This is a genomic window from Paractinoplanes bogorensis, assembly GCF_018829635.1.
GTDB lineage: Bacteria > Actinomycetota > Actinomycetes > Mycobacteriales > Micromonosporaceae > Actinoplanes > Actinoplanes bogorensis.
The window spans coordinates 196640-221697 of sequence record NZ_JAHKKG010000008.1 but is presented as its reverse complement, the minus strand read 5'-3'; the positions used below and the strand labels follow the sequence as shown (position 1 = coordinate 221697).

Here is a 25058-nt window from a genome sequence, read left to right as displayed (position 1 = left end):
CTCTAGCGATCAGTGCTCGGTCACGACGATTCATGCATGATCCAGTATGAAGTAGAGGGGCGACGTAACCACATCCTGCCATCGGATAGCAAGTAGCTAACCTTAGGCGGGGGTTAACGGCGACGTCAAACATTAGAAGACGAGGCAGCAGCCTCGGGTTTCAGGCGACTGGCTATCCAATCGTCTGCACGTCTCTGGACGACTAGTTGTGACTGGACGTCCCCTGAGACGTGGTCTACAGCTCATCCCGACATGAGGAGGCTCATGGGTAGCCGGTATCTAGATCGCAGGCATTGGGACACCGGCTGCCAGAGGCCCCGGTCGTGCGTGCCCCCAGATGAGCGTGCGGCCGGGCTGCCCAGCCCCTACGCCTCAACGGACGCGTCGGAACACGAGGCCCAGACCCGCTCGAAAGAGTCGAGGTAGGTAGCCGCCATACCCTCGGGGACATGTCGCCGCAGGTGCAATACAGGTGCATGTGAGGCCGGCCGACCGAAGACGTGAGCGTTGATCAGGAGATCGTTGTCGGCGCGGTAGATCGAGTTGTAGAGCACCGTGTCGTGCAGCCGAAGCTCAGCGCCAGCATCGACGACTGGACGAAATCCGACCAAAGCCGTACGGATGCGAGCACCCATACCGTCCCCGATGCGCTCTTCCGCGCCGCGATCGAGCACGTGGGTGCCCCCTGGCTTTCCGAGGGCGATGCGCACCCGTACACCGGCCTCCGCCTTGTAGCGTAGTTGAGCGGATGCGGCCACGTCGTCGGCGAGGAAGAGGGCGCTGTAGGCGAGAACACTGATCTCCTCGCGGGCGCTGCCGAAGAGGCGTGTCCAGGTATCCACCGGCACAGCTGATCGATGGGGATAGACGGTCACGACCTCGTCGGCGTGGCTGTCATGGACCGCGGCCTGTGGGAGATCTGGCCACAGGTCGTACGACGACCACCCCGTCAAGCTGCTGAGAGCATCGCGGTGACGCGGATAGGGCTTACGCCCAGTCATCCAGCGCCGCACGGTCTTCGGGTCGACGCCAAGTCGCGCGGCAACGTCGATCTCGTTGATGCCCGCGCTTCGCATCGCGCGGGTGAGTGGACTGGTCACGCAACGACTCCCATCGCTGGCGATGACCCATCGTATCCAAGAAGTCCCAAGACGTCCTAGCGCCGTAGTTCACGCGGCGTGATCTGGCACGAAGACTCTCAAGCAGACATCGTGCGTCGAGGGATAGGGCTGGGCAGCCTTAGTGAGTCAAGATGACCAAGCGAGTGAAGAGGTAGCGCGGCGTGCTACTGACCGGCTTGCGCTTGCGCTCGAAGACGCCGGGTTCGATGTAGGCCAAGACTTCCCGGCGCTGCACGACGCCATGGGCCGCAGCGGTGACGCCGTCGTCCGGATCGGCGATGTCCATCCGACTGTGGCCGGTCGGCTCGCTGTTCTATTAGCGGGGCGTGCCGCTCAGTAGTTCGATCTAGCGAAGGAGCAACAACAGGACGTCACGTGCGCTCGACGGTACGTTCACATAGGCTCGCTATGTGGATCAGGTTGAGCGTGCCCCCGACCTCGCGCGCTCGCTGTTGGCTGAGTCGATCCCCCGCCGTTGGTTCCACAGTCAGGGAGTTGGACGGAAGGCCGAGACGGTCGCGCATTTGGTTGGTGATGACGCGTCGGCCCTGATCGCTGCTGCTTGGCTGCACGATGTCGGGTATGCGCCGGACCTGGTGATGACTGGGATGCATCAGCTCGACGGTGCTCGCTATCTGCGCGATGTTGCCCAAGCTGATGACCTGGTGTGCCGGCTGGTCGCCCATCACTCGTGCGCCTTCATCGAGGCTAGGAACCGCGGGTTGTCCGACCAGCTTGAGCAGGAGTTCCCACCTGTCGGCGGCCTGGCCGCGGATGCGATCACTTATGCAGACATGACTACGACGCCGGATGGCGAACCTACCGCCGTGGAACTTCGGTTGGCCGAAATCCTCGCCCGCTACGGCGACGGCGACCTCGTTGCCGAATCGATCCGGGAAGCGAGCCCATTGATCACCAACTCCGTGCGCATCGTGTCTGCCGCGCTCCATCGCGCCTGAGGATCATTCGGTTCGGGAGAGGGCTCCCTGCTCGTCGCGGCTCCAACGGCGGCCTGAACTGTCCAGGAACTCGATCTGTACCGGTTCCGGTTCTACGTAGGTCCGGAGCCAGTCGGCCGGTGCTGGACGTTGGATTGTTCGGCCTGGCGGTACAAGGCCGATGAACTCTAAGCGCTGTTCCTCGTCACCGTATGCGGGCATCGGGAGCTCGACCTCGTAGATCGGCATACCGCTGGCGTTGTGGATGTGGAAAGCTAACTCGGGTTCGCCATCTGGCTTTCGGATCATCTCGACCCAGGCGCTGATTCGCTCGGCCTGCACTCGGCGTGCGTCTTCGGATCGTTCGGCCTCCCGCCGGTGCTCGCGGCGCAACAGCATGAATCCGACGAGGAACGCGCCGACTGTGCCTACAGCGGAGAATGAGTCTGCGAAGGCGCCGAGCCAGTCGCTATCCAAGGTGCACGTCCGCTGACGTCATGAAGTGCTCCAGCCTCTTGCGCATCGAGCGGTCCATAGTCAGCGTGTCGAGCTCCGACGCGGCGACCCACCTGACTTCGGTGGTCTCTGGGCTTGTCGTAAGAGTGCCGCCGATCGGTCGGGCGGCGAAGACGACGGAGAACTCCTGCCGTACCTCACCGTTGCTCGCGTAGAGGATCACGTGTCGTGGGTCAGTGAAGATGCCGACCAAGCCGGTGATTTCGACGTCGATCCCGGTCTCCTCGGTTGTCTCCCGTACGGCAGCGTCTGGCAACGACTCGCCCAGGTCCATCGCGCCACCAGGCAGCGCCCAGTTTCCGTTATCCGAACGGCGGACCAGTAGGAGACGCCCATCGTCATCTGTGACGACGACATTCGCCGACGGGACGAGGGACGTCGCTGCTGGCGCATCAGGGTCGTCGTAGAAGTCCGTACGTCCGGCCATGCACCTCAACCTAGGCGAGCGGGGTCGCGTCGTTCCAGACGCGCTCGAAGCTGTCCAGGTAGGTGGTGACCATGCCGCCGCCGGCGACTCGACGCAGATGCAGCACCGGTGCCTGCGAAGCGGTGACGCCGTAGATGTGGGTGTTGACCAGGACTTGATCGTCGGCGCGGTAGATCGAGTTGTAGAGCACCGTCCGGTGCAAGCGGAACTCGACGCCGTCGACCGAGCGTAGCGGCCGGTACATCACCACGGCATTCTTGATTTTTCCCGCCTGAGCGTCATCAACGCCCTCGTCGGCGCCACGCTGCGCCACGGCTTCGCTGTCCGGGTCGCCCAGAAGGATGCGAACCCGCGCGCCGGCCTCGGCCTTCTGACGGAAGATCCGTTGGATGCCGGTGTCCTCTGAGAGGAACAAGCCGCTATAGACCAGAACGCCAATGTCCTCCTCGGCGTGGTCGAACACTCGACGCCAAAGGTCGGACGGGACAGTCCAGCGGTGCGGGTAGATATTGACGATCTCGCTCTCGCTGGCGCTGGCGAGTTGATCAGGGTTGAGCGCGTCTGGCCACAGGTAGACCTCGTCAACGCCGAGGTGGGCGGCGACCGCGTAGCGGTGGCGGCGGTACGGCGTACGGCCGTTGATCCACCGCTCCACGCTCTTGGGGTCGACCTCGAGCGCTTCCGCGAGCCCAGCAGGAGTGATGCCGCGTTCAAGGATCGCGGTGCGTAGTCGCTCGTTCGGCATCGTCTTCCCGTCGGGACGTCCCAGCCAGCATGGTCACCCTACGAAAGACGTCAACAACCCGTCCAGTTAGCAACTGCTGACGTCCCGGCCGCCGGCCGCACTCTCGATGGCGTCGATGCGAACCGCGCATCGCCGATCGAGAGGAGCCAGTGATGGAAACCCAGCACTTCACCAGTGAGACCCCGACCTGTCTGTGCGGCGCTCGGCTTGGGGTGGGATACCCGACGATGTGCCGCAAGTGCGTTGCCCGATCGCGCTGGACCCGGCGGCATCTGGCGCGTGGAGGTCACGGAGGCGTCGACAAGGCGATCCCATCGCGTCGGCACCGCAACCGTACCGAGGACGGCGGTGACGCATGACGATTGCCGTCTCGGCCGTCCTTCTGCTCGGCGTGTTCGTGTTCCTGCTCTGGCGGTACGCCCGGCTGCCGCTTTGGCAGGCCGCCGTTTGCGCTGCCTTCGGCTATTTTCTGGCCTCGTCGTCTATCGGGCCCGAGATCAGCGACGGACTCCGGGCGTTGGCACGGTTTGTCGCAGGCCTGGACCTCTGACGTGGCAAGCGAATCGACGACCCGTCAACGCGATTGGTGGGTCATCGTCGGGATGGCTGTCGCTGCGATCTCCGCGGCGGTGGCCAGCTTTGCCGGCCTCCGAGGGCTGGCGGAGGTTGCGGGCTGGCCCGACCGTCTGGCGTGGCTTCTGCCCGTCACCATCGACGCGTACGCCATGACCTCCGCGCGGGTGTGGCTGGCCGGAACGCTCGGGTCCCAGCGCGCACGCGGCTTCGCTCGTGCGAACGCGATCGGCGCCATCGCGACGAGCATCCTAGGCAACGCCGGCTATCACCTCATCGCGGCCGGCATCGTCACCGTTTCCTGGCCGGTCGTCGTCCTCGTCGGGGCCGTCCCGGCCGCCGTACTCGGACTCACTGCCCACCTGCATGCGCTCACATCAGTCGCCGAGCCCTCCGACGACGAAACAACTGCACCGGCCGACGATCCGCAGTCCCGTACTCAAGTCCGGACCGAGCGACCGAAGCGACGGACCGAGACCGAGTTGCTGCAAGCGGCTCGGAGAGCCGACGCGCGACACAGAGCCGAACACCATGGACGCCCAATCAGCCGCGACGGACTGCGCTCGGCCCTGCACATCGCTGGGCCGAAGGCGACCGAGCTTCGGCGACGCCTCGCCGACGAGGCCACAGCCCCAGTCAACAACGACCGGAAGGAGGCATCAGCCCGCCCATGACGAACCAGCCGCGCATCCCGCGCCCGACCATCGACCCGGAGGCCGTACTCACCCACCTACACGCCGCACGAAGCCGGCCCACGCCAGCCGCCGTTTGGACCGCCATCGCCGACGTTCCGGCGCTGCTCGCCGAAATTGAACGCCTCGCCGATCTGCTGAGCCGCACCCGATGGGACTTCGCCGACCTGCTCGCTGCCGCCCAAGCCACCATCGCCGCCGACTACGACGGCGAAGCTGAACCGCTGTCCTACCTTCGCGATGCCATCACCGAGCACCGCCCATGGCCTATGCCGGATGATGGGCAGCCGGACGCATGAGAGCCTACGGACGCCGGCACCGCCGGTGGAGCCGACGCAATCCCCAACCACTGCTCTTCGTGCCCCACGAATCGCTCCTTCGCCTCGCCATGACCGCGATCGGCCGAGCCCTTTTCCGGTTCCGGTCAGAAGCCGCCCCGATCTGTGCCGGTCTCGCGCTCATGGCTACCGGGTTGCTGCTGCACCACTCCCATCGCACCTCTTGGCCGTTGGTGGCGCTGATTACGGCCGGGGCAACGATTGCGACCGGGCTCCGCAGGATTCCCTGGGGAATCGAACGCTGGACGGAGCGTGCGTACGCGGCGACGTCTATCGCCGTCGGTGGCGGCTGGCTTACCGCAGCCACAGCGCTCGGTTCAGGCCACTCCCCACTGCCCACAGTCCTCGTGCTGGCAATCATCGCGCTCGGTGTTCCGTGGTGGGCGCATCGGCGGCGCCGTGCCCGCGTCCGCGTAGACCGCGTCATCCACGCCTGGCCCGACCTCGCGGACACGATCGGGCTCAACGGCTCCCGCGTCATGTCGGCAGTCGTGGACACCTGGGGCTGGAGAGCCAGGATGAAGCTGCGGCCCGGACAAAGCGTCGCCGACGTCGTCGCCCGCGTGCCGGCCATCGAGTCGGCCTTGGGCACCCGGCCCGGCGCCGTGCGTGTCGAGCAAGACCCGGCCCATGCCGGCCGCTGCACGATGCGCGTCATCGCCGTCGACCCGCACGCCGGCGCCATCCCGTGGCCCGGCCCTACAGCAAGGACGCTCGCCGACCCGATCGAACTGGGCGTCTTCGAGGACGCGACAAGCGTCCGCGTGCCGCTCCTGCGACGGCATGCACTGATCGGTGGCACCACCGACTCAGGTAAGAGCGGTGTCCTGAACGTCGTCCTCGGCAATCTCGTCGCGTGCACCGACGTCGTGCTCTGGGGCATCGACCTCAAGGGCGGCATGGAGCTCCAGCCATGGGCGCCGTGCCTCGCTCGGCTGGCGACCACACCCGACGAGGCCGCTCGGCTGCTTGCCGACGCCGTGGCCGTACTGGAAGCCCGCGCCGACGCGTCCAGCCGCGGCAACTCCCGCGTCTGGGAAACCACGCCAGACGCACCGGCACTGGTAATCGTCATCGACGAGTACGCGGAGTTGGTCGACACGGCGCCGGATGCCGTCGGCCACGCCGAATCGGTAGCGCGGCGCGGCCGAGCGCTCGCCGTCGACTTGCTTGCCGCTACACAACGCCCGACGCAGAAGGCGATGGGCGGTGGGGCGTTGCGCTCGCAGATGAGCGTCCGCGTCTGCCTCCGAGTCCGCGAACGCCGCGACGTCGACCTCATCCTGGACAAGGGCATGCTCACCGCCGGCTGGCACGCCCATACCCTCGACGCCCCAGGCAAGTTCTACGTCCTGGCCGACGGGCACAACCAACCACGACGCGCCCGCGCCTACCTCGTCACCGACGACCACGTGCGCGACACGGCAGCCCGTTACGCCGACCGACGACCGGAACTCGATCCGCTGTCACAGGCAGCGATCGACCGTCCCTCTCGTGCCCTCGAACCGCCGAAGGCTCCGACAGCCGACCCGGAATCAGCCCTCCTGAGCGCACTAGATGAGGCGCCCGACGGCGGACTGGCCATCCCGGAACTCATCAAGGCGACCGGCATGCGCCGCACGTGGATCTATGACCGACTTCAAGCGCATGCCGCCGCCGGCCGCGCCCGGCAAGTCGCGCGGGGGCGGTGGAAGGCGTGAACTGATCGTCCGCGTGGACGTCCGTCCGCTCGCGCGCGTCTGCGCATATCAGCGCGCGGACGGACGACGGACGGACGACCGCACGGACCCGTCATGGAAGGAGAAAGGAGGCCTGGAGATCACCATGGATGACACGACCGCAGAGGGGAGAAATCGCAGTATACGAACGTGCGAGACGCTGGAAATCGAGAATGGGCAGCTCAAGACGTCCCAAGAAGTCCCACTCTCGGAGGCTGCCGCAGATGTGCTGTGGCGCATCATCGACCGAGCCCGGAAGACTCGGCAGACATGAGGTTCGCCTTCTATGGACGCGTGTCGACCGAGGACCAGCAAGACCCGCAGGCGTCGAAAGCCTGGCAGCTCTCCCGCGCTCGCAGCCTAATCGAACCGGCCGGCGGAGAGATCGTCGCCGAGTTCTTTGACATCGGGCAGTCCCGCTCGCTGCCGTGGAAGCGACGCCCGGAGGCACTGCGCCTGCTCGACACCATCAAGAGTCCCGGTCGAGACTTCGACGCCGTGGTCATCGGCGAGCCGCAGCGCGCCTTCTACGGCAGCCAGTTCGGCATGACGTTCCCGGTCTTCGTGCACTACGGCGTCGGCCTGTGGGTGCCCGAGATCGGCGGAGCGATCGACCCCGGCTCAGACGCCCACGACCTCGTGATGGCGCTCTACGGCGGGATGAGCAAGGGCGAGCGCAACCGCATCAAGGTCCGCGTTCGATCCGCCATGAAGGCGCAAACCGAGCTGGAAGGGCGCTTCCTCGGCGGGCGCCCGCCGTACGGCTACCGATTGGCCGACGCCGGCCCGCACCCGAACCCCGGCAAGGCGGCTGAGGGACGGCGACTTCACCGCCTCGAACCCGACCCGGTCACAGCGCCGGTAGTGGGGAGAATCTTCAACGAGTATGTCTCGGGCCGAGGCATGACCTCGATCGCGCGCGGCCTTACGCAGGACGGCATCGCCTGCCCGTCGGCCTACGACCGCGCGCGTAATCCGCACCGGCATACGCAGGTGTGGGAGACAACCGCCATCCGCGCGATCTTGCAGAACCCGCGCTACACCGGCCGCCAGGTCTGGAACCGGGCTCGTACCGATGAGGTTTTGATCGATGTCGATGACGTCGCGCTCGGCCATGAGAACCGCCACCGCTGGAACGACCCGAGTCAGTGGGCGTGGTCTCGAAGCGAGTCCCACACACCGCTGATCAGCACGGATCTCTACGAACGCGCCCAGCGAACCGTGAAGACGCGTGGCGCCATCGGCGAGGGCGGCAAGGCCCCACGACGGAGCCGCCACGCCTATCTCTTCCGCGGCCTACTGCGGTGCGGCCTGTGCGATCGCGTGATGGAAGGCAGCGTCAACCATGGGCGCATCTACTACCGGTGCAAGGCTTCACGCGACTACGTCAGCCAGCACGGCATCGCGCACCCGCCCGTCCTCTACCTTCGCCAAGAGTCGATCACGGACCCGGTTGACCGGTTCCTCAGCGAAGAGCTGGGCGGCGACAACCTGACCGAGACGCTTCACCGCATCGCCGACGCAAGCCACCGCGCAGCGCTCGCCCAGCATCAACAGCACGACGAGGCGCCCAAGCTGCGCGAGACGATCAACGACTGCGACGCCAAGATCGCCCGATACAGGGCCACCCTCGATGCCGGCGGGGACCCGACGCTCGTGGCCGGCTGGATCAGCGAGACGACCGCGATCAGGAAGGCAGCGCAGGCCCGGCTCGGCTTCACTGAGGCGCCACCTGAACGGATGAGCGAGGAGCGGATCGCCGCGATCGTCGAGGCCCTGGGCGGGCTGCTCGGCCTGCTGAGGCAGGCGGACCAGCACGACCGCGCCGAGGTCTACGCGCGGATAGGGCTCCAGATGCAGTATCGGCCAGGAACCCGAACGGTCCTGGCCGAAATTCGATCGACTGACATCGATCGTGTACCTGTGATGTGTCCGGAGGGGGACTTGAACCCCCACGCCCGATAAAGGGCACTAGCACCTCAAGCTAGCGCGTCTGCCATTCCGCCACCCGGACTTGCCTGCCCAGCCTACTAGAGCCGGTGCCAGGCTTTACACCCGGAATCGGCGTCCCAGCGGGCCGCACAGGAGAGAACTGTACACGGCCCTAACGGGCGGTTGCAGGGAGGGTGGGGGTGCGACAAACCGGGCAAACACGCAAGCCCGGTGGGAACGGTATGGCGCGGGGGGTTCGGTTCGGGGCAGCATGGCGGGCGTGTCGCAGGCCTCTCCTCTTACTCCCGCTCGGCAGCGAGCTCATGCTCTGGCGTCCTCCGGTGATCTTGCGGGGGCGCGGGCGCTGCTTGAGCAAGCCGTTGAGCTGGGGAAAGTTAATCTGGCCGAGGATGATCCGGATGTTCTGCGCACTGCGTACGAGCTTGGGGCGATTCTCCAGCAGGTTGATGATCCGATGGCGGCTCGGCGGGTGCTCGAGGAGGCCTACGCGGCGGGGCAGTGGCGGCTCGGGGACTCCGATCCGTTGATGGTCCAGATCTCGCATGACATCGGTGTCGTGGCCGAGGAGCTGGGCAACCGGCACGAGGCGCGTAAGGCTTTCGCGCGCGTGGCTGAGCTGGGGCCGGCGGCGCTCGGCGACGGTCATCCGGCGGTGGCGCGGGCTCGGGCCTATCTCGGGCCGGATCAAACCCCTTCCCCCGTACGGGTGGAGAGCGCGCCGCAGCAGCCGACGGCACCGGGCGAACGAACCCAGCGCACCGACAATGACACGCCGACGACCGTGTTCGACGCCGTGCCGCCTGCTCCGCAGCAACCGCCGAGGCCGCATCCCCACGAGCAGCCGGCCCCGCAGTACCAGCAGCCAGCCGCGCCGACGTTTCAACCACAGGCCCAACAGCGGCCGGGGACGGTGCAGCCGCCCTCGCCGGCCAACCAGCATGTGTGGACGGGGCCGCCCAAGCCGCCGGCACCCAATCCGGTGCCGGCGCCGCGGTCGAGCCCGGTGGACGAGCCGACGATCGTGCAGCCGATGATCGGCCAGCGCCCGGCTCCGCATTATCAGAGCGGTCCGCCGATCCCCCAGCAGCGGTCGGCACCGTTCTACCCCGAGGCGCCGATCAGTGGGCAGGCCGGCGGGCCGGGCGCCTACGACGCCCGAGGTGGGCTGGGGGGCCTGTTCGGGGACGGTGGCGGCTCGGGTCCGTACGGGGAAAGAAGTGAGCCGGCGCCGCACCAACCGCAAGGTCGTCGCGGGCTGGGGATCTTTGCGGCTATCGCTGCGGTGATGGCGGCGGTGATCGCAGTGGCGGCGTTGGTCTTTGTTCTCGCCAATCGGACGAGTGACCCGGGCGACAGTCAGGATGTGCCAACTCTGGCGGGGCCGGCGCCGACCGACGTGCAGCTTGTGGACAACGGGTCGGCTGTCAAGATCAGTTGGACGGATCCGACCGACGCGAAAGTGTCCTTCATGGTCATCATGGGGCGGCCGGGGCTCGAGCTGAAGCCCGCGGGGACGCTCGGGCCTGGGAAAACATCGTTCGAGATGAGTGGGCTGAACGAGGATCTGAACTACTGTTTCGCGGTTGTCGCGGTCTACAGCGGTAACAAGTTCTCGACTTCTTCGCAGGCGTGCACTAGTCGCGCTTCGGCTACTCCGCGATAGATTTCCGTCGCTCTCCGGCAGCTTGATCACGGAGCGCGACGGAGGTTATCCACAACGGGTAGCTGCGCCCATCGGCATCCCCCTATGATGGCCTCCGTCTTGGACCACGACGGCCGGCCTACGGGGAGGAAGCGGCAGTGACCAGCGCAGATGAGGCTACATTGGACCGTCCGAGGCGCCGTTGGCGCCGCGGCTATCTGGTCACGATGGGCACCGTGCTGAGTCTTGCCGGTGGGCTGGGGCTCACTGTGTTCGGGCTGGGGTCGGCCGATCAGGCGGTGGCCAGTTTCGACGCCGCCTCGTGGGTGTGGTCGCAGGCCAAGGGCGAGGTGGCCCGCATCAACGGGGTGACCGCCAAGGTGGACACCCGGGTCGACGTGCCCAAGGCGCGTGGCCACCAGGTGCAGGTGGTGCAGAACGACCGGTTCGTGATCTTGCGGGACGTGAACACCGGTGCGATCGGGTCGATGGATCTGTCCACGCTGCAGGAATACTGGAATGCGACGTCCACCTCGGGCATTGGCGTGCGGGTGGCGCTGCACGAGGACGCGGTCTTCGTGATCGACGCCGTGCAGGGCCAGGTGCAGCAGCTCGACCCACGCACGCTGGGTCCGGTGGGCAACCCGGTGCGGTTCCCGCCGGGCATCACGGGGGGCATGTTCGACGGGCAGGGCAAGCTGTGGATCGCCGCGCCGGGTGAGGGCACGGTCACCGCGATCACGCCCGCGACGATCCCGTCGGCCGGGGCTGATCAGGCAAGAGCGTCAACCCCGGAGCGCGTACGGACGGAGTCGGTGGCCCCGCCGTCGCACGACCTGACGCTTTCCACGCTGGACGACGGCGTCGCCGTGCTCAACCGCACCACCAACGCGCTGTCCACCGTGCGCGACGGGGTGGCCGGCGTCGACCGGGTCGCGCTGCCGCTCAACGGGCCGGGCACCCTCGCGCCACATACCGACGGCAAGCAGGTGCCGGTGACCGTGCCGGATTCGCGGCACGTCTACGTGGCCGAGGACAAGAAGCTGCGCGGCGACTTCGTGGTCCCGGGCGACGGCGAGGGCCTGCAGCCGGCCGTGTCGTGGAAGGGCTACTTCTACGTGGCCGACGACAGCGGCCGGGTGCACGTGTTCGACGCGGCGGGCAAGCCGCAGCAGGACATCAGCTTCCCCAACCCGGGGGGCAAGCTCGAGCTTGAGGTGCGCGAGGGCTACCTGTTCATCAACGCGCCGGGCTCGTCGATAGCCCAGGTCGTCGACGACTCGCACACGGTGCGCGCGGTGAACAAGTACGCCGACGACGTGCTCGGCGGGGATCGCCCGCCGGCGCCGCCCGCTCCCCCGCCGCCGCCGAAGCCGAAGAAGCCGGTGATCAGCAAGCCGAGCGCGCCGCGCAACGTGCGGGCCGCCGCCGGTAACGCCGAGGCGCGGGTCACCTGGCAGGCCGCGAACGACAACGGTGCCAGCATCGGGCGTTACGTGGTGGCCGGGGCGGGCAAGACGTTCCAGGTCGGCGCCGACCAGCGCGCGCTGACGGTGACCGGGCTGGTCAACGGCGAGACCTACCAGTTCGCGGTGAGTGCGGTGAACAAGAAGGGCCAGGGTCCGTCCCGTACGAGTAACGCCGTGAAGCCGACGTCCGAAGTGCCGGACGCCCCCACGGCTGTGACCGCCGAGGCCAAACCGGACGGCACCGTGGTGGTCAGCTGGCCCCCGGCCAACGGGCAGGGCCTGGAGATCCGGCGATACACGGTGACGGCGATCTCGGAGGGCGGCAGCGCCCCGGTCGGCGACTCGGCCGAGGCGTCGCTGACCATCAAGGACGGGCAGCTCGAGTACGGCAAGCAGTACGCGTTCACGGTCGTGTCGGTCAACGAGCGCGGCGCCGGGTCCAAGGCGTCGCCGGTCAGCGGCAGCGTGGTGCCGTTCACCAAGCCGGGTAAGCCCGAGGGCACCGACGCGGCGACCGCGGGCGACCAGGCCGGCTCGATCCAGGTGGCGTGGCAGCCGTCGGCCGACAACGGGCGCCCGATCACGAAATACGTGGTGAGCGCGGGCGGGAAGTCGCTCGACGTCTCCGACGGTACGGCGGCGACGCTGAGCGGGTTCGACTCGGGGGCCACGGTCGCGGTCGAGGTGCGCGCGGTCAACGAGGCCGGTGAGAGTGAACCGGGCACGGCCACGGCCAAGACGGTGGCGGTGCCGCGGGTGACGATGACCGGGGTGAACCCGACGTTCAACACGGCCACGGTGTCGTTCAGCGTGGACGCGGGCGGCGGCACGGCCAGTTGCTCGATCGCGTCGTCGGGTGGCGGCGGGTCGGCGTCGGGCAGCTGCACCAGCCTCAAGGTGGCCAACCTGAAGCCGAGCACCAAATACACGTTCACGGTGACCGCCAAGAACGCCGCGGGCACGGTCACCGGCACCACGACGGCGACCACGGACGCGCTGTTCGGCGTCGCGACCTGCAAGAACGGCGAGAACGGGGACACCGCGACCTACTGCGACAAAGACGTCGACGGCCGCAACGGCAACGAGATCTTCAGCGGCACCCGGCAGAACAACGCACAGCAGGTCGGCTGGGCCAAACCCGGCACGCGGCTGCAGGCGTACTGCAAGAAGGCCGGCGAAGAGGTCTACGCCTACATCTACAACAACGAGAAGCGCAGCACCTGGTGGATCCAGGTCAACTACAGCGGCAAGAACTACATCCCCTGGGCGTGGCTCAACCTCGAAGGCGGGGATGACCTGAACGACCTGCCGACCTGCTGAGCCCTGTTAGGAAACACAAGTGACGGAACCACTGCCGCCGCAGCACATTCACGGATTCGCCGAGGTGGCGGCTGCGCTCGCCGACCGCATCGGCTCTGTCGTGCTGGGCAAGCCCGACGTGGTGCGGCTGGCGCTGACCGCGCTGTTCGCCCAAGGCCACGTGCTGCTCGAAGACGTGCCCGGCGTCGGCAAGACCACCCTGGCCCGGGCCCTGGCCGCGTCGGTGCAGGGGCAGTGGCGGCGCATCCAGTTCACGCCCGACCTGCTGCCGTCCGACGTGTCCGGTGTGACGATCTTCAACCAGGCCAGCCGCGGGTTCGAGTTCCACCCCGGGCCGGTGTTCGCCAACATCGTCATCGCCGACGAGATCAACCGGGCCTCCCCCAAGACCCAGTCGGCGCTGCTCGAGGTGATGGAGGAACGCCGCGTCACCGTCGACGGGGTGCCGCACCCGGTGCCGCAGCCGTTCCTGGTGGTCGCCACCCAGAACCCGGTCGAGATGGACGGCACCTACCGGCTGCCCGAGGCCCAGCTCGACCGGTTCCTGGTCAAGCTGTCGGTCGGCTACCCGAGCGAAGACGTCGAGGTCGAAGTCCTGCGCGGGGCGGCGCTGCGCTCCCCCGACGCGCTCGAGCCGATCACCGACACGGCCACCGTCGGCGAGATGGTCCGCATGGCTACGCGGGTGCACATTGCTGACCCGCTTTACACGTACGCGGTCCGTCTGGGCGCCGCGACCCGCAACCATCCCCAGGTGCGGGTCGGGGTGTCGCCGCGCGGGGTGATCGCGCTGACCCGGGCGGCGTGCGCGTGGGCGCTGATCCACGGGCGCGGGTACGTGCTGCCGGAAGACCTCAAGACGCTGGTCGAGCCGGTGTTCGCGCATCGCGTGCTGTTGTCGGCCGACGCGCAGCTGCGCGGGGTGACGGCGGCCGAGGTGCTCGACGACGCGGTGCGGTCGGTGGCGGTGCCGCTGCCCGAGTCCAACCGCGTCGCGGCCGGGGCGTGACCAGCCCCGGAACCGCCGGAGAGCCGCCGCTGCCGGTCGGCAGCGCTCCGCCGACCGGCGGCGGCCCTCCCCCGCGCGGGGAAGCATCCGGAGACGGCGCGACGCGGGTATCCGGCGGCATGGGACGGACCTTCGGACGGGACGGCGCGCGATCGTCCTGCGAGTCCACGGTCAGGGGTGCTGGCGGCGGCACAGCACGGAAGACCAATGACGACACGACGCGGGCATCCGGCGGCGGTGCCGGACGAACATCAGGCGACGACCGCGCGAGAGCCGGCGACCGCGATACGGCGTGGCCGTTCCATGACGACACGGCGCGAACAACCGGTGGCAATGCGGGACCAGCGTGCGGCCATGACGCACCGAGAGCGGCGGGCGGTCCAACGGCGCGAGCGTTCTGTGGTGGTACAGCGCGCGGATCGGGTCAATCGTCCTCCGGTGGAAGGGGTCGAGCGCAGGTAGCCGCCGACAATCTGGCGAAGCCCGGAACACGGGGTGACGGCGCCTCCGATCCGCCTGCTGAGAGCTTCGGGGGCATCCGGACCGGTGGGAGCGGCGCGCCCGGAGGCTGCGAAGGGGACGAGGACGCAGGCTGCGAGTTGGCTGGTCCTCGCGGTGCTGGGGTGGTGGCATGAGCGCGGCCGGGCGCGCTGGAGGCGAAGCGACCGGGCTCGAAGGCGCGGGGCTCGGACCATCCACCAACGGTCGTGGCGGCGACACCCACGGCGGTGCACCGCAATCCGGCGACGCGAACGGCGGAGGTACAGCGCGACCCGACGTGGGCACAACGCAAACCCGCAGCACGAACGGCGGCGGCACCACGCAAACCGATGGCGCGGTGGAGGACACCGGACGCACGCCATCCGGGATCGGAGACGCCGGACGCGCGCCGACCGGGATGGGGGACGCGGGGCGCAAGGGCGGGCGTGGCGCCGGCGGGGCTCTGGGCGATGACATGCGCGGGCGAGGCACGTCGGAGCGCGCCGATGCAAGAGCCGCGGGCCGGGCGGATGCCGGCGGGAGCCCGGCCGGTGATCAACGTAAGGCCAAGCGCGGCGGCGGGACGGCGTTGGGGCTCGGTGCGGTTCGGGGGCGGGCCGCTCGGGCACTGAACGGGTGGCGGCGTAGCAGTGGCGTGACGGCTCGCGGGTACGGGGTTGTGGTGGCTGCGGTCGGGCTGCTCGTGGTGGGTTTCCGGTTCGGCTATCCGGATCTGGCGCTGCTGGGAGCGGCGGCCGCGGTGGCGCTCGGGTGTGGCGCGGTGTTTGCGTTCTGGCGGCCCCGGCTCGGGGTGGCCCGGGTGGCGGAGCCGGATCGGGTGGCTCGAGGGGAAGCGGCCCGCATGACACTCACTGTGTCCAACACCAGCCGGGTGCGGGGGGCCGATCTGGTGGCCCTGGATCAGTGCGGGAACACCGTGGTGCCGGTGCCCTTGTTGCGTTTGCGGCCGGGGAAGGACACGACCGCCCACTATCCGGTGCCTACCAGCCGGCGGGGCGTGGTGCCGGTTGGGCCGTTGCGCGTTACTCGCGGGGACCCGTTGGGGCTTGTCTCGCTGTCACGGGCGTACGGGGAAATCTGTGAAGTGTGGGTCCATCCGCGGATTCATCTGCTGCGGGCGGTGCCGGCGGGGATGGCCCGTAGCCTGGACGGGCGCATCGACAAGGTGCCGCACGGGACGATCACGTTCGATTCGCTGCGGGAGTATGTGGTCGGGGACGAGCTGCGCCGGGTGCATTGGCGGTCGAGCGCCAAAGTGGGCGAGCTGATGGTGCGGGAGCAGCTGGACACCTCGGAGCCGACGATTGTGGTGCTGCTCGATGATCGGGCCTCGGCGCATCCGCGGGTGCGGGACGGGATGGCCGAGTCGTTCGAGGCGGCGTGTGAGGCGGCGGCGTCGATTGTGGCGGCGGCCGTGCAGGAGGACATTCCGGTCAGTCTGCACCTGGTGACCGAGGTGGCGACCGGGCCCTATCTCGACGTGCTGACCCGGGCGGGGCTGCAGCCGGGGGATCTGGCGGCAACCCTTCGTCGCGTACGGGCTCAGCGGCTGGGCGACACCCTCGTGTTCCTGACCGGGCCGGGTGGTCGGGAGGATCTCGGTGCGGTCAGTGCGTTGCGCGGGCCGTATCCGGTGGTGATGGCGGGGCTGCTCGGGGATCGGGACGGTGCGCCGGTGTCGGGTGGTGACGGGCTGATCGTCATCGAGGCCGACGACGGGGCCGAGTTCGCGGCCGCCTGGGACGGGGTGCGCGGGTGGTAGGCGCATGAGCAGGTGGGTGCGCGCGTCGGTCGTGGCGGTGGCGCTGGCCGGGATGATCGCGGTGTCGGGGGCCGTGCTCGGGCGGATCTTCGCCGGGGGGCTGCTGTTCGAGCTCATGGCGGGGGCGGCGGTGGGTTCCGTCGGGCTCAGTCTGGCCTGCCGGCGGCTGCCGAACTGGGTCGTGGCGCCGCTGTCGGCCCTGCTCATGGCGGGGTATGCGGTGCTGGCGCTGCGGATCGCGGCCAACCAGGCCGGCATCACGGATCCGCTGGTGAGCATCGTGCGGGACAGCGTGCGCAACGGGATTCCGCGGCTGCTGACGGCGATGATCCCGGTGGAGCCCACACCGGACACCGTCGTCGTGCCGGTGATCGCGGCCTGGCTGGCGGGGCTGGCGGGGGCCGAGATCGCGGTGCGAGCGGGGCGGGTGCTGCTGGGTCTGGCGCCGGCGGCCGCGCTCTACGTCGGGGCGCTCTACGTGGTCGGGCCCAACGCCGACACTACGGGAATTCCGACGCTGATCTTTGCCGGGGCTGGGGTGGTGGCGCTCGCCGTCAGCACGCGTTCGGCGGAACCGGCGGTGGAGCGAGGGCGGGCTCCGGCCGTACGGGGAATCGGTCTTGTCCTTGTTCTCGGAATCATCGCGGCCGTCGCGCCCTGGGTCGGCGGCCGGGTCGGGACCACGCCGGTCGATCCACGGCAATATGTGGAGCCGCCGCAGGTGGATTCGCTGGACGAGAGCCCGCTCAACCGCATCTCGGGGTGGGCGCTGACGCCGAAGGAGCCGTTGCTCAAGGTGTCGCGGGCGTCGGCCTCGCCGGGTAAACGGCTGCGGTTGCGGCTGGCTGTGCTGCCCGACTATGACGGCGTGACCTGGAAAGTTGGGGCGACCTATCGCAATGCGGGGCGGGTGTTGCCGGCGCAACCGCGGCTGCCCGATGCGCAACTGACCGAGGTCAGACAGAACGTGATCATCGATGGGCTGACCGGGCGGCTGCTGCCGGTGGTGCCGACGCCAACCGGAGTGGAGGGGGCGCGGGTCGCGTTCGACGCCACGACCGGCACGATGATCCGGCCCGAGGGGCTGACGGCGGGGCTCAAGTATTCGGTGACCTCCGAGCTGCAGACGCCGGATCTGAACCTGCTGCCCACGGCCGATGCGCCGTCGGGGGATGCGGTGGCGCGGTATCTGGCGGTGGGAACCGGGGTTCCGGACGGGATTCAGCGGCTGGCCGATCAGCTCGCGGACGGCAACGGGGCGGCGTTCGACCGGGCCACGACGATCGAGGAGTTCCTGGGCGAGCACTACAGGAAGGTGGCCGACGCGCCGAGCGGGCATGCGTATCCGAACCTGAGCTTCTTCCTGTTCGGGCCACGCGAGCAGGGCGGGCAGGTGGGGACGTCGGAGCAGTTCGCGGCGTCGTTCGCGCTGCTGGCCCGGCTGACCGGGTTGCCGTCGCGAGTCGTGGTCGGGTTCGACGCGCCGGCCGCGGGCGGCATTGTCACGGCGGCCAGTGCGCTGGCCTGGCCGGAGGTGCTGTTCGACGGGCTGGGGTGGGTGGCGTTCGACCCGATGCCCAAGAGCAAGAATCCGCGGCCGGTCGAGGAGGACTTCACACCCAAGCCGACCAAGCCGCCTACTCCCCCCTCTTCGTCACCGACCCCGGCTGAATCGCCGACGTCGTCGGCACCGGTAGTGCTCGCGGCGACCCGGGGTGGGCCGTCGCCTCTCGTTATCGCTTCGGGCGCCTCGGGTTCGGTGCTACTTCTGCTGGTGGCGGCGGTGGGTGCGCTCGTGCTGATGCGGCGCTCGCTGCGGCGGCGCCGGCTGACGGCGGGCAGTCCGGACGATCGGATCGCGGGGGCGTGGTCGGAGTTCCGGGATGCGCAACGCCTGGCCGGGCAACCGGTTCCGACGCATCTGGCGGCCACCGAGGCGGCCCTCGTGCGGAAGGCGGTCCCGGATCTGCCGCCGCTCGACGACCTGGTCGACGGGATCAACGTCGTGGGCTTCGCGCCCGGGTCGGCTGATGAGGGTCAGGCGGTCAAGGCCGGAGAACAGGTTATTGCGTACGCCGATGCGCTGCGCGGCCGACGCAACTGGTGGCGTCGACTGTGGTGGAGCATCCGGCCAGGGCCGCTGCGCTGGCGCTGACCCGCCATATCGGATGATCGGCTCATGTGCCGCTGTGAGGGCCCGAGTAGCGTCACGGGACCATGGACAATCTCGTTCTGGAAACGGTCATCGGGCTGGTCTTCATCTTCGGGACGTTCGCGATCATCGTGTCGCTGCTGACCGAGATGATCACGCGTTTCATGGGTCTCCGGGGTGAGTATCTGCTGCGCGGTATCCGCACGCTGGTCGACGGTTCGGGGCATTTCAAGCTCTCCTTCGGCGATCTGTTCGCCCGCACCTCGAAGCCGCCGGCACCGGTCGAGGGCGACCCGCCTGCGCCGATGACGCCCGAACTGATGAAGCACCCCCTGATCTGCTCGTCGGCCGACAAGGCGCGGATACCGGCGAACGCAGGGAATGCGAAACTGAGCGGGCGCGCACGACGCCGGCTGCCGGCCTACCTGTCGGGCCGATCGTTCGCCCGCGCCTTGTTCGACACCGTCATTCCCGATGCCACGGGCAAGACCAAGATGGACGAGATCCGTACCGTCCTCGAAGGGCTGCCCGCAAATCACCTGCGCGCCTCGTTGCTCGCACTCGCGAACGCGGCGGACCAGGACGTCGCCCGATTCCGCCGGAACATCGAGGAGTGGTACGACGACCACATGGCCCGGGTGTCCGGCTGGTACAAGCGGCACGTACGGTGGATCTCCCTCGCGCTCGGCGTCCTGCTGGTTCTGCTGTTCAACCTCGACGCCGTCCAGATCACCCGGTCGCTCTACACCGACCAGGCGTTGCGTGCCTCGGTCGTCACCGAGGCCACGCGGGCGGCGCAATGCGGGGACAAGGACCCGGCGACCTGTCTGCGGGAGGTACGCGGGCAGATCGACCAGGTTCGCGGGGCCGGCCTGCCGATCGGGTGGGCGCCGGTGCCCGAGTGCGCCGCGCCCGAGAAATGCGGCTGGTGGGAGCAGCGCGGTCTGGTGTCCCCGCACTCCAGCGGCTGGTCCGGGTTCCTGTCCGTCCTCGTGGTTCTGGTCGGCTGGGCGCTGATGACGCTGACGCTGCTGCCGGGGGCGCGGTTCTGGTTCGACGCGTTGTCGCGGCTCGGCAGCCTGCGGTCCACCGGTCCGAAGCCGAAGACGGACACCTAGCCGGGCTCGGCCTGGATCTCGCCGTGGCGGGCCAGGCTCAGCGCGCCCAGAACGGCGATGACGAACCCGGCGGCCGCGGCCACGCCCCAGCCCGGCCGGGTCTTGTCGCCGAGCAGCAGCAGGCCGACCGCGGCCGGGACGACGGTTTCCAGCACGACCAGCGGCGCGGTCGCGAGGGTGACCGAACCTCGTTGCAGGGCGATCGAGTACGACAGCAGGGCGGTGCCGCCGCTGATGACCAGCCCGTAGGCGGCCGGGTCGGCGAGCAGGCCGCTGATCGTCAGCGGAGCCGGCAGGGTCCGGGTCGCGACCGCGACGATGCCGAAACCCAGACCGGCCACGGCGCCCAGAGCAGCCGAACCCGGGCGCCGTCCCACCGCGACGGCGACGGCGAGCAGCGCGATCGACGACCCCAGGATCGTCCAGCTGACGGTCATCGAGACGGGTTTCGGTGTCTCCTCGGCCGCGGCCAGGCCGACCAGGACCAGACCGGCCACGACGACGGCCACCCCGATCTTGTCGCTGCGGCGCAACGGCAGCTTCAGCACGAGAGCGCCCAGGACGGCGGTCACGGCCAGGAAACTCGCCACGATCGACTGCACCACGAACAGCGGAAGGCTACGCAGGGCGGCCAGGGACAGCAAGAAGGCCAGGCCGTCGAACGCGAGCCCGAGCAGGTAGCGCCAGGAACGCGCCAGCCGCACGACCAGCCCCAGGTCCAGGCCCTCGGCCGGGGCGGTCCGCCGGACGGCGAGCGCCTGCATCGTCGAGGCGATGCCGTAGCAGAGCGCCGAGCCGAAGGCGCCGAAGAGACCGAGGACCATGACTAGATTGTGGCGATCTCGACGTCGCCGCGGGCGGTACTGGGGTCGACGGGGTGGCCTTTCTGAGTCCAGCGCACCTGACCGGCGGCGGCCAGCCGGCGTGCGGCGCGTCGGACGTCCTCACGGTCACCGTCGACCGTGGCCAGCGGGAGGCGGCGGGTCCGCTCGGCCGCCGCGAGGATTCTCTCCTCCAGCCGGCGGTCCGCCTCGCGGAATCCGCGGCGGCGGCACGCCTGGCTGCACCAGCGCACCTGCTCCCAGTCGTCGGCCCAGGCCTTGCGCCACTCGATCCGCCGGCCACAGCTAGCGCACGTCTTCGCGTCCACGGAGTCCCTTCCGCCAGGCCGAATAGGAGATGATCGAGCCGGCATGCGGCCGGTACAACCACCGCCACGGATGCACGACGGCCGGCTCGACGGCTTTCGCCCGCGATCGGAAGCCGGGCACCGGCGCCCACGTCACGGCCACCGCCCGGCCGGCCAGTTCGTCGGCCACCCTCCCCCGCCGGATCTCGACCGGCCGCCGGGACGCCAGGTCGGCCAGGGTCTCGGCCAGGAACACCAACCGCTTGCCCGACAACCGCAACCGTGCGAGCAGCGGCTCGTCGAACACGAAGATCGCCGGTAGATCCGGGTGGGCGGTCAGCGCCGGGTCGGCGTCGCCGAGCGACTCGGCAGTGAGCCACACCGCCGACGGGTCGGCCCGGTGCTCCGGCGCGCGGGGGCCGCCGGTCGACTCCGGGTCGGGATCGTGTCGCAGCAACGGCTCGGGCTCGGGTCGCTCGGACGGGGGCGCGTCCGGCGGCCAGTGCTCGATCGGGCAGGCCGTGTTCAGGGCGCAGTCCTGGCACAGCTGCGGCGCCCGCTTGCGCACCTGCCAGCGCGAGAAGCCGTACGGCTTGCCGGTACCCGCGCCGATCGTCCACTGCCAGCCGAGCCGGTTCGCGGCCCGGGACCCGTCGAGCAGGTGCGTGAAGAACCTGTCCTCGCCCGCGGTCCACTCGGCCCCGGCCCGTACGGTCCACTGCGACGACAACCACATCCGGGTCTGATTGACCAGCCAGCCGTCGGACTCGAGCTCCTCGACGCACGTCGACACACAGTTCATGTCCGTCGGCCACGGCTCGTCCCAACGGCGGCCCGCACGCGCCGGGGCGGCTCGCAGCGCACTCGCGTTACGGCGGCCGACCCGCGCGTACAGGTGGCGGGCGTACTCCTGCCAGGCCAGCTCGTCGCGGAACTTGTTCCGGTCGCGGGGCGGCGCCGAGGCGGCGAACTCCCAGGCGGTCGGGAGATCGATCAGCCCATGCCGTACGTACGGGGAAATCATGGTCGCACCCCGCCGGGAACGCGGGAGCACGTCGTTGCGGCGGCTCGCGTAGCCGGTGAGGTCGAGCTTCGCGAGCACGTTGTCGGCCGCCTGCTGCCCGCCGCGAAAGGCCGGGGACGCGACCGGATCGTCGCCGCAGAGATCACTCAGGTGGGCTCGGACCCAGTCGCGGGCGGAGTCGGGCGTAGGCAGCAGCACGCCTCGAGACATGCCCCGCCACCAGGTGTTTCGAACCTCGGCCGACGATCATCCCGGCCGGACGCCCCGCAGGACCTCCAGCGCGAGAGCGAGGGCGGCGTCGTCGTCGGCCTCCTCGTTTGTGGCTGCGACCTGGAAAGTTGTCAGCGCCAGACGTGCCCGCAGATGGTCCCCGGCCGGCGCGAGCGCCCGCACCAGCGAATCGGTCACCGAGCGGACCTCGTCCCGGATCGGCAGGTCGCGGATCTCCCGGTAGTTCTGCTGCAGGAGCAGGACCAGGCCGAGCCCCCACTTCTGCTGCAGAGCGGCGTACCGGCGCAGCACATCCTCCTGGTCGTGCCCGGCCTCGGCGTCGGCGGCCAGGGCGGCGATGCTGTCCGCGTAGTCGCGCAGCAGCGCGGTGAGAATCTCCGGCTTGGTCCGGAAGTGGAAGTAGACCGCGGCCTTGGTGACACCGAGCCGCTCGGAGATCTCCCGCAACGACGTCGCCTGATATCCCTGCCGGGCGAACAGTTCGAGGGCGACGGACAGCACCCGCTCCCGGGTGTCGGTGCGCCGCTGGTCAGCCATGCGGGATCAGCAGGTGCTTGCCCCGCGCCCGCCCCGACCGGCTGATCGCCAGCGGCGCACGCCAATCCTCGAGCCGGTAGGTGCCCGCGACCGGAACGGTGACCACCCCCGCATATTCGCCGAGCACGTCGTAACGCTGGTTCATGCCCGCGCTACGCACCCTCAGATCGCGCAGCGCGGCGAAATCGGTCACGGTGACGATATGAGCCGGGTCGGTGACGGTGGTCAGCAGCTCCGGCATGGTCCCGGCCGGCGCACTGTCGAAAACCAGATCGACCGGGCCACCCGCCATAGCCGTCACCCTTTGACCAAGACCTTTCCCGTACGCAACCACAGCCGCCCCCGCCTCACGCAGCAAGCCGGCGAACGTGTCGCCAGCACTCGCGATGACGCGGGCACCCAGCCGCACCGCGATCTGGGCCGCGGCGAGCCCGATCGTGGTGCCGGCCCCGCTCACCAGCACCGTCCGCCCGGACACGTCACCCAGCGCCACGAGCCCCCGAAAAGCGGTCTCCACCGCCATGGGCAGCGCCGCCGCCTCGACCGCGCTCAGCCCCGCCGGACGCGGAAACCAGATGTCCATCACGGCCTGGTCCGCCGCACCCGCCGACGGTCCCAGGTAGGGCGCCGGCCCGAACACGGCGTCACCCACCCGCACATCGGTGACGCCCGGCCCGACCGCGTCGACCGTGCCGGCGACCTCCAGCCCGATCCCGCGCGGGAGGTCGCCGTGGTGGATGCCGCCACAGATGGCCCAGTCGGCCGGGGTAAGCCCACAGGCTTCAACACTGATCCGGATCTGGCCCGGCCCCGGCTCCGGCGCCACCATCTCGTCCAGCTGAAGCACGTCGGCCGGTTCGCCGTAGGTGTGAAAACGAAGTGCACGCATGCCTTTCAAACTAGCTTGCCGACCGGCTAGTTATCTCGTGAACACGATCACAGAGCCGCTATGCTCGACCGCCGGACCAGGCCCTTCGGAAAGAGCGACCCGATGCGTTCGACGTACGAGACCGCCGTTGAGGCTCTGCTCCGGCAGCCGTTTCCCGAGCTCGCCTACGGACGCCGGGAAGCGTTCGGCGACGTCGATCACCATGTCGCTCGCCTGTCTTTCACACAGGACTTCTGGGATGACCGCAGCGAGGACGTGGTCGAGCCAGCCCGGGACGCCATCGACCAGGAACGCGCCCGTCTTGCCGAGGCGCTCAGCACCAGGTGGGGCCCGGCCGAGCGGGTCGACCTCTGGGCCGACGGCCCCTCCGGCCGTCCTGGAGATTTCTTCCGCCGCCGGCCAAGGATGAAAATGCGTTGCCCGGCCGCGGCGAGGCGCCTACCTTAGGAATCACCGAAGACGACCACGTCAGGAGCGCACCGATGTCACGGCAAACCTCGTCCGATCGACAGCGATTTTCGCTGCGCTCGTTCGACGAGCGCAGCAGCCGGACTCGGCGGCGAAGCCAGTAGCAGCACTGGTTGAGCTTTGTCGCCGCCTTTCCCCCGTACGGGAAACGGCGGTTTTTTCTTTTGTCCTCGTAGCTCAGCGGATAGAGCTTCGGATTACGGATCCGAGAGTCGGGAGTTCGAATCTCTCCGAGGACGCGCAGCACGCCTCTCGAGCTCGGCAGGTCGAGCGCACCCCTGAAACGGGTGAGGTCGCCGGTTCGATCCCGGCGGGAGGCACGGCGCCGCGGTGGCCCAACGGAAGAGGCGGCCGGTTCAAGACCGGCTTTGTGCGGGTTCGAATCCCGCTCGCGGTACGGAAAGGCAATGCGGGCTGGTGCAACTTGGCAGCACGCCTGACTCTGAATCAGGAGGTTGGAGGTTCGAATCCTCCGCCCGCAGCAAGGCCCTGTTAGCTCAGTGGGAGAGCGCCCGCCTGTCGAGCGGGAAGTCGCCGGTTCGATCCCGGTACGGGGCGCGAAGGAGAGCTGGCCGAGTCTGGTTTAAGGCGGCGGACCGCTAATCCGCAGCAGGGGGACATCCTTTGCCGGGAGTTCGAATCTCCCGCTCTCCGCTCTTCTTCCCGGGCCGGCCGAGCCGTCGAGCGGGAAGAACCGTCCGGGACACGGAGGCTCGGAAGGCGGTTTCTGCTCTAAGCTACCGCCGACGAGGTCGGCGCATGGGGCGTGCCGACCACTCTGGACGG

22 protein-coding genes, 7 tRNA genes and 1 pseudogene are annotated in these 25058 nt (G+C 69.0%); 19 read left to right on the top strand and 11 right to left on the bottom strand.

Annotated elements, in window-relative coordinates; genetic code table 11:
- Window positions 1-365 precede the first annotated feature (365 nt).
- On the bottom strand, window positions 366-1100 hold the full coding sequence (locus tag KOI35_RS26635; RefSeq protein ID WP_308121164.1) for an XRE family transcriptional regulator: 735 nt from the start codon (window positions 1098-1100) through the stop codon (window positions 366-368).
- A gap of 139 nt (window positions 1101-1239) precedes the next feature.
- Window positions 1240-1407 carry a hypothetical protein gene (locus KOI35_RS26630; RefSeq protein WP_215791345.1) on the bottom strand — a complete coding sequence of 56 codons (168 nt, stop codon included), beginning with the start codon at window positions 1405-1407 and terminating at the stop codon, window positions 1240-1242.
- A 124-nt stretch (window positions 1408-1531) separates the two neighbouring features.
- Here KOI35_RS26630 and KOI35_RS26625 point away from each other — a divergent pair, with 124 nt between their 5' ends.
- Window positions 1532-2080: an HD domain-containing protein gene (locus tag KOI35_RS26625; RefSeq protein ID WP_215791344.1), complete on the top strand. Its 549-nt coding sequence runs from the start codon at window positions 1532-1534 to the stop codon at window positions 2078-2080.
- 3 nt (window positions 2081-2083) lie between these two features.
- Here KOI35_RS26625 and KOI35_RS26620 read toward each other — a convergent pair whose 3' ends face one another.
- The 3 genes from KOI35_RS26620 to KOI35_RS26610 are packed head-to-tail and all read right to left on the bottom strand — an operon-like array spanning window position 2084 to window position 3747.
- Window positions 2084-2536, bottom strand: a complete 453-nt coding sequence (locus tag KOI35_RS26620; protein ID WP_215791343.1) for a hypothetical protein — start codon at window positions 2534-2536, stop codon at window positions 2084-2086.
- Complete coding sequence (locus tag KOI35_RS26615) at window positions 2529-3002, bottom strand: NUDIX domain-containing protein (RefSeq protein WP_215791342.1); 474 nt, start codon at window positions 3000-3002, stop codon at window positions 2529-2531. Before KOI35_RS26615 ends, KOI35_RS26620 begins: the two co-directional genes overlap by 8 nt.
- Before the next feature lie 10 nt (window positions 3003-3012).
- Window positions 3013-3747 (bottom strand): DUF5919 domain-containing protein, encoded by a 735-nt coding sequence (locus KOI35_RS26610; RefSeq protein WP_215791341.1) that lies wholly within the window; start codon window positions 3745-3747, stop codon window positions 3013-3015.
- A 355-nt stretch (window positions 3748-4102) separates the two neighbouring features.
- Here KOI35_RS26610 and KOI35_RS26605 point away from each other — a divergent pair, with 355 nt between their 5' ends.
- From KOI35_RS26605 to KOI35_RS26585, 5 genes are all read left to right on the top strand, one after another.
- On the top strand, window positions 4103-4297 hold the full coding sequence (locus KOI35_RS26605; protein ID WP_215791340.1) for a hypothetical protein: 195 nt from the start codon (window positions 4103-4105) through the stop codon (window positions 4295-4297).
- A 1-nt stretch (window position 4298) separates the two neighbouring features.
- On the top strand, window positions 4299-4994 hold the full coding sequence (locus KOI35_RS26600) for a DUF2637 domain-containing protein (RefSeq protein WP_215791339.1): 696 nt from the start codon (window positions 4299-4301) through the stop codon (window positions 4992-4994).
- A complete protein-coding gene (locus KOI35_RS26595) occupies window positions 4991-5311 on the top strand; it encodes a hypothetical protein (protein WP_215791338.1) in 321 nt (106 codons plus the stop codon). Before KOI35_RS26600 ends, KOI35_RS26595 begins: the two co-directional genes overlap by 4 nt.
- A gap of 89 nt (window positions 5312-5400) precedes the next feature.
- Window positions 5401-7050, top strand: a complete 1650-nt coding sequence (locus KOI35_RS26590) for an FtsK/SpoIIIE domain-containing protein (protein WP_246613802.1) — start codon at window positions 5401-5403, stop codon at window positions 7048-7050.
- A gap of 288 nt (window positions 7051-7338) precedes the next feature.
- On the top strand, window positions 7339-9033 hold the full coding sequence (locus KOI35_RS26585) for a recombinase family protein (protein WP_215791336.1): 1695 nt from the start codon (window positions 7339-7341) through the stop codon (window positions 9031-9033).
- Here the strand turns inward: KOI35_RS26585 and KOI35_RS26580 are convergent.
- A tRNA-Leu gene (locus KOI35_RS26580) sits at window positions 8998-9082 on the bottom strand. The two genes, KOI35_RS26585 and KOI35_RS26580, sit on opposite strands and share 36 nt — an antisense overlap.
- A 198-nt stretch (window positions 9083-9280) precedes the next feature.
- Between KOI35_RS26580 and KOI35_RS26575 the strand changes: the two genes are divergently transcribed.
- The 6 genes from KOI35_RS26575 to KOI35_RS26550 all read left to right on the top strand — a co-directional run bounded on the left by KOI35_RS26575 (window position 9281) and on the right by KOI35_RS26550 (window position 19994).
- Complete coding sequence (locus tag KOI35_RS26575) at window positions 9281-10684, top strand: tetratricopeptide repeat protein (RefSeq protein WP_215791335.1); 1404 nt, start codon at window positions 9281-9283, stop codon at window positions 10682-10684.
- A gap of 206 nt (window positions 10685-10890) precedes the next feature.
- Complete coding sequence (locus KOI35_RS26570; protein ID WP_215791629.1) at window positions 10891-13452, top strand: fibronectin type III domain-containing protein; 2562 nt, start codon at window positions 10891-10893, stop codon at window positions 13450-13452.
- A gap of 19 nt (window positions 13453-13471) precedes the next feature.
- Window positions 13472-14461 (top strand): AAA family ATPase, encoded by a 990-nt coding sequence (locus KOI35_RS26565; protein ID WP_215791334.1) that lies wholly within the window; start codon window positions 13472-13474, stop codon window positions 14459-14461.
- Between the two features lie 1162 nt (window positions 14462-15623).
- Window positions 15624-16724: a DUF58 domain-containing protein gene (locus KOI35_RS26560; protein WP_308121163.1), complete on the top strand. Its 1101-nt coding sequence runs from the start codon at window positions 15624-15626 to the stop codon at window positions 16722-16724.
- Window positions 16725-16728: 4 nt separating this feature from the next.
- Window positions 16729-18879 (top strand): transglutaminase TgpA family protein, encoded by a 2151-nt coding sequence (locus tag KOI35_RS26555; protein ID WP_215791333.1) that lies wholly within the window; start codon window positions 16729-16731, stop codon window positions 18877-18879.
- A 62-nt stretch (window positions 18880-18941) separates the two neighbouring features.
- Window positions 18942-19994, top strand: a complete 1053-nt coding sequence (locus tag KOI35_RS26550; RefSeq protein WP_215791332.1) for a hypothetical protein — start codon at window positions 18942-18944, stop codon at window positions 19992-19994.
- Here KOI35_RS26550 and KOI35_RS26545 read toward each other — a convergent pair.
- The 5 genes and pseudogenes from KOI35_RS26545 to KOI35_RS26525 all read right to left on the bottom strand — a co-directional run bounded on the left by KOI35_RS26545 (window position 19991) and on the right by KOI35_RS26525 (window position 23804).
- Window positions 19991-20818 (bottom strand): hypothetical protein, encoded by an 828-nt coding sequence (locus tag KOI35_RS26545; protein WP_215791331.1) that lies wholly within the window; start codon window positions 20816-20818, stop codon window positions 19991-19993. The genes KOI35_RS26550 and KOI35_RS26545 overlap by 4 nt on opposite strands.
- Before the next feature lie 2 nt (window positions 20819-20820).
- Complete coding sequence (locus KOI35_RS26540; RefSeq protein ID WP_308121162.1) at window positions 20821-21144, bottom strand: DUF2256 domain-containing protein; 324 nt, start codon at window positions 21142-21144, stop codon at window positions 20821-20823.
- A complete protein-coding gene (locus KOI35_RS26535; RefSeq protein ID WP_215791330.1) occupies window positions 21122-22357 on the bottom strand; it encodes an FAD-binding domain-containing protein in 1236 nt (411 codons plus the stop codon). The genes KOI35_RS26540 and KOI35_RS26535 overlap by 23 nt, the downstream gene beginning before the upstream one ends.
- A 392-nt stretch (window positions 22358-22749) precedes the next feature.
- Window positions 22750-22915 (bottom strand): annotated as a pseudogene (locus KOI35_RS49350) (TetR family transcriptional regulator); the annotation flags it as partial.
- A complete protein-coding gene (locus KOI35_RS26525; protein ID WP_215791327.1) occupies window positions 22908-23804 on the bottom strand; it encodes an NADP-dependent oxidoreductase in 897 nt (298 codons plus the stop codon). The gene KOI35_RS26525 and the pseudogene KOI35_RS49350, both read right to left, overlap by 8 nt.
- 102 nt (window positions 23805-23906) lie before the next feature.
- Here KOI35_RS26525 and KOI35_RS26520 point away from each other — a divergent pair, with 102 nt between their 5' ends.
- From KOI35_RS26520 to KOI35_RS26490, 7 genes are all read left to right on the top strand, one after another.
- A complete protein-coding gene (locus tag KOI35_RS26520; protein ID WP_215791325.1) occupies window positions 23907-24251 on the top strand; it encodes a hypothetical protein in 345 nt (114 codons plus the stop codon).
- Between the two features lie 187 nt (window positions 24252-24438).
- Window positions 24439-24511 (top strand) — tRNA-Arg (locus KOI35_RS26515).
- An 8-nt stretch (window positions 24512-24519) separates the two neighbouring features.
- Window positions 24520-24592, top strand: a tRNA-Phe gene (locus KOI35_RS26510).
- Between the two features lie 4 nt (window positions 24593-24596).
- Window positions 24597-24669, top strand: a tRNA-Leu gene (locus KOI35_RS26505).
- A gap of 11 nt (window positions 24670-24680) precedes the next feature.
- Window positions 24681-24754: transfer RNA gene (locus KOI35_RS26500), tRNA-Gln, on the top strand.
- Between the two features lie 4 nt (window positions 24755-24758).
- A tRNA-Asp gene (locus KOI35_RS26495) sits at window positions 24759-24830 on the top strand.
- Between the two features lie 4 nt (window positions 24831-24834).
- Window positions 24835-24926 (top strand) — tRNA-Ser (locus KOI35_RS26490).
- The last annotated feature ends 132 nt before the right edge of the window (window positions 24927-25058 follow it).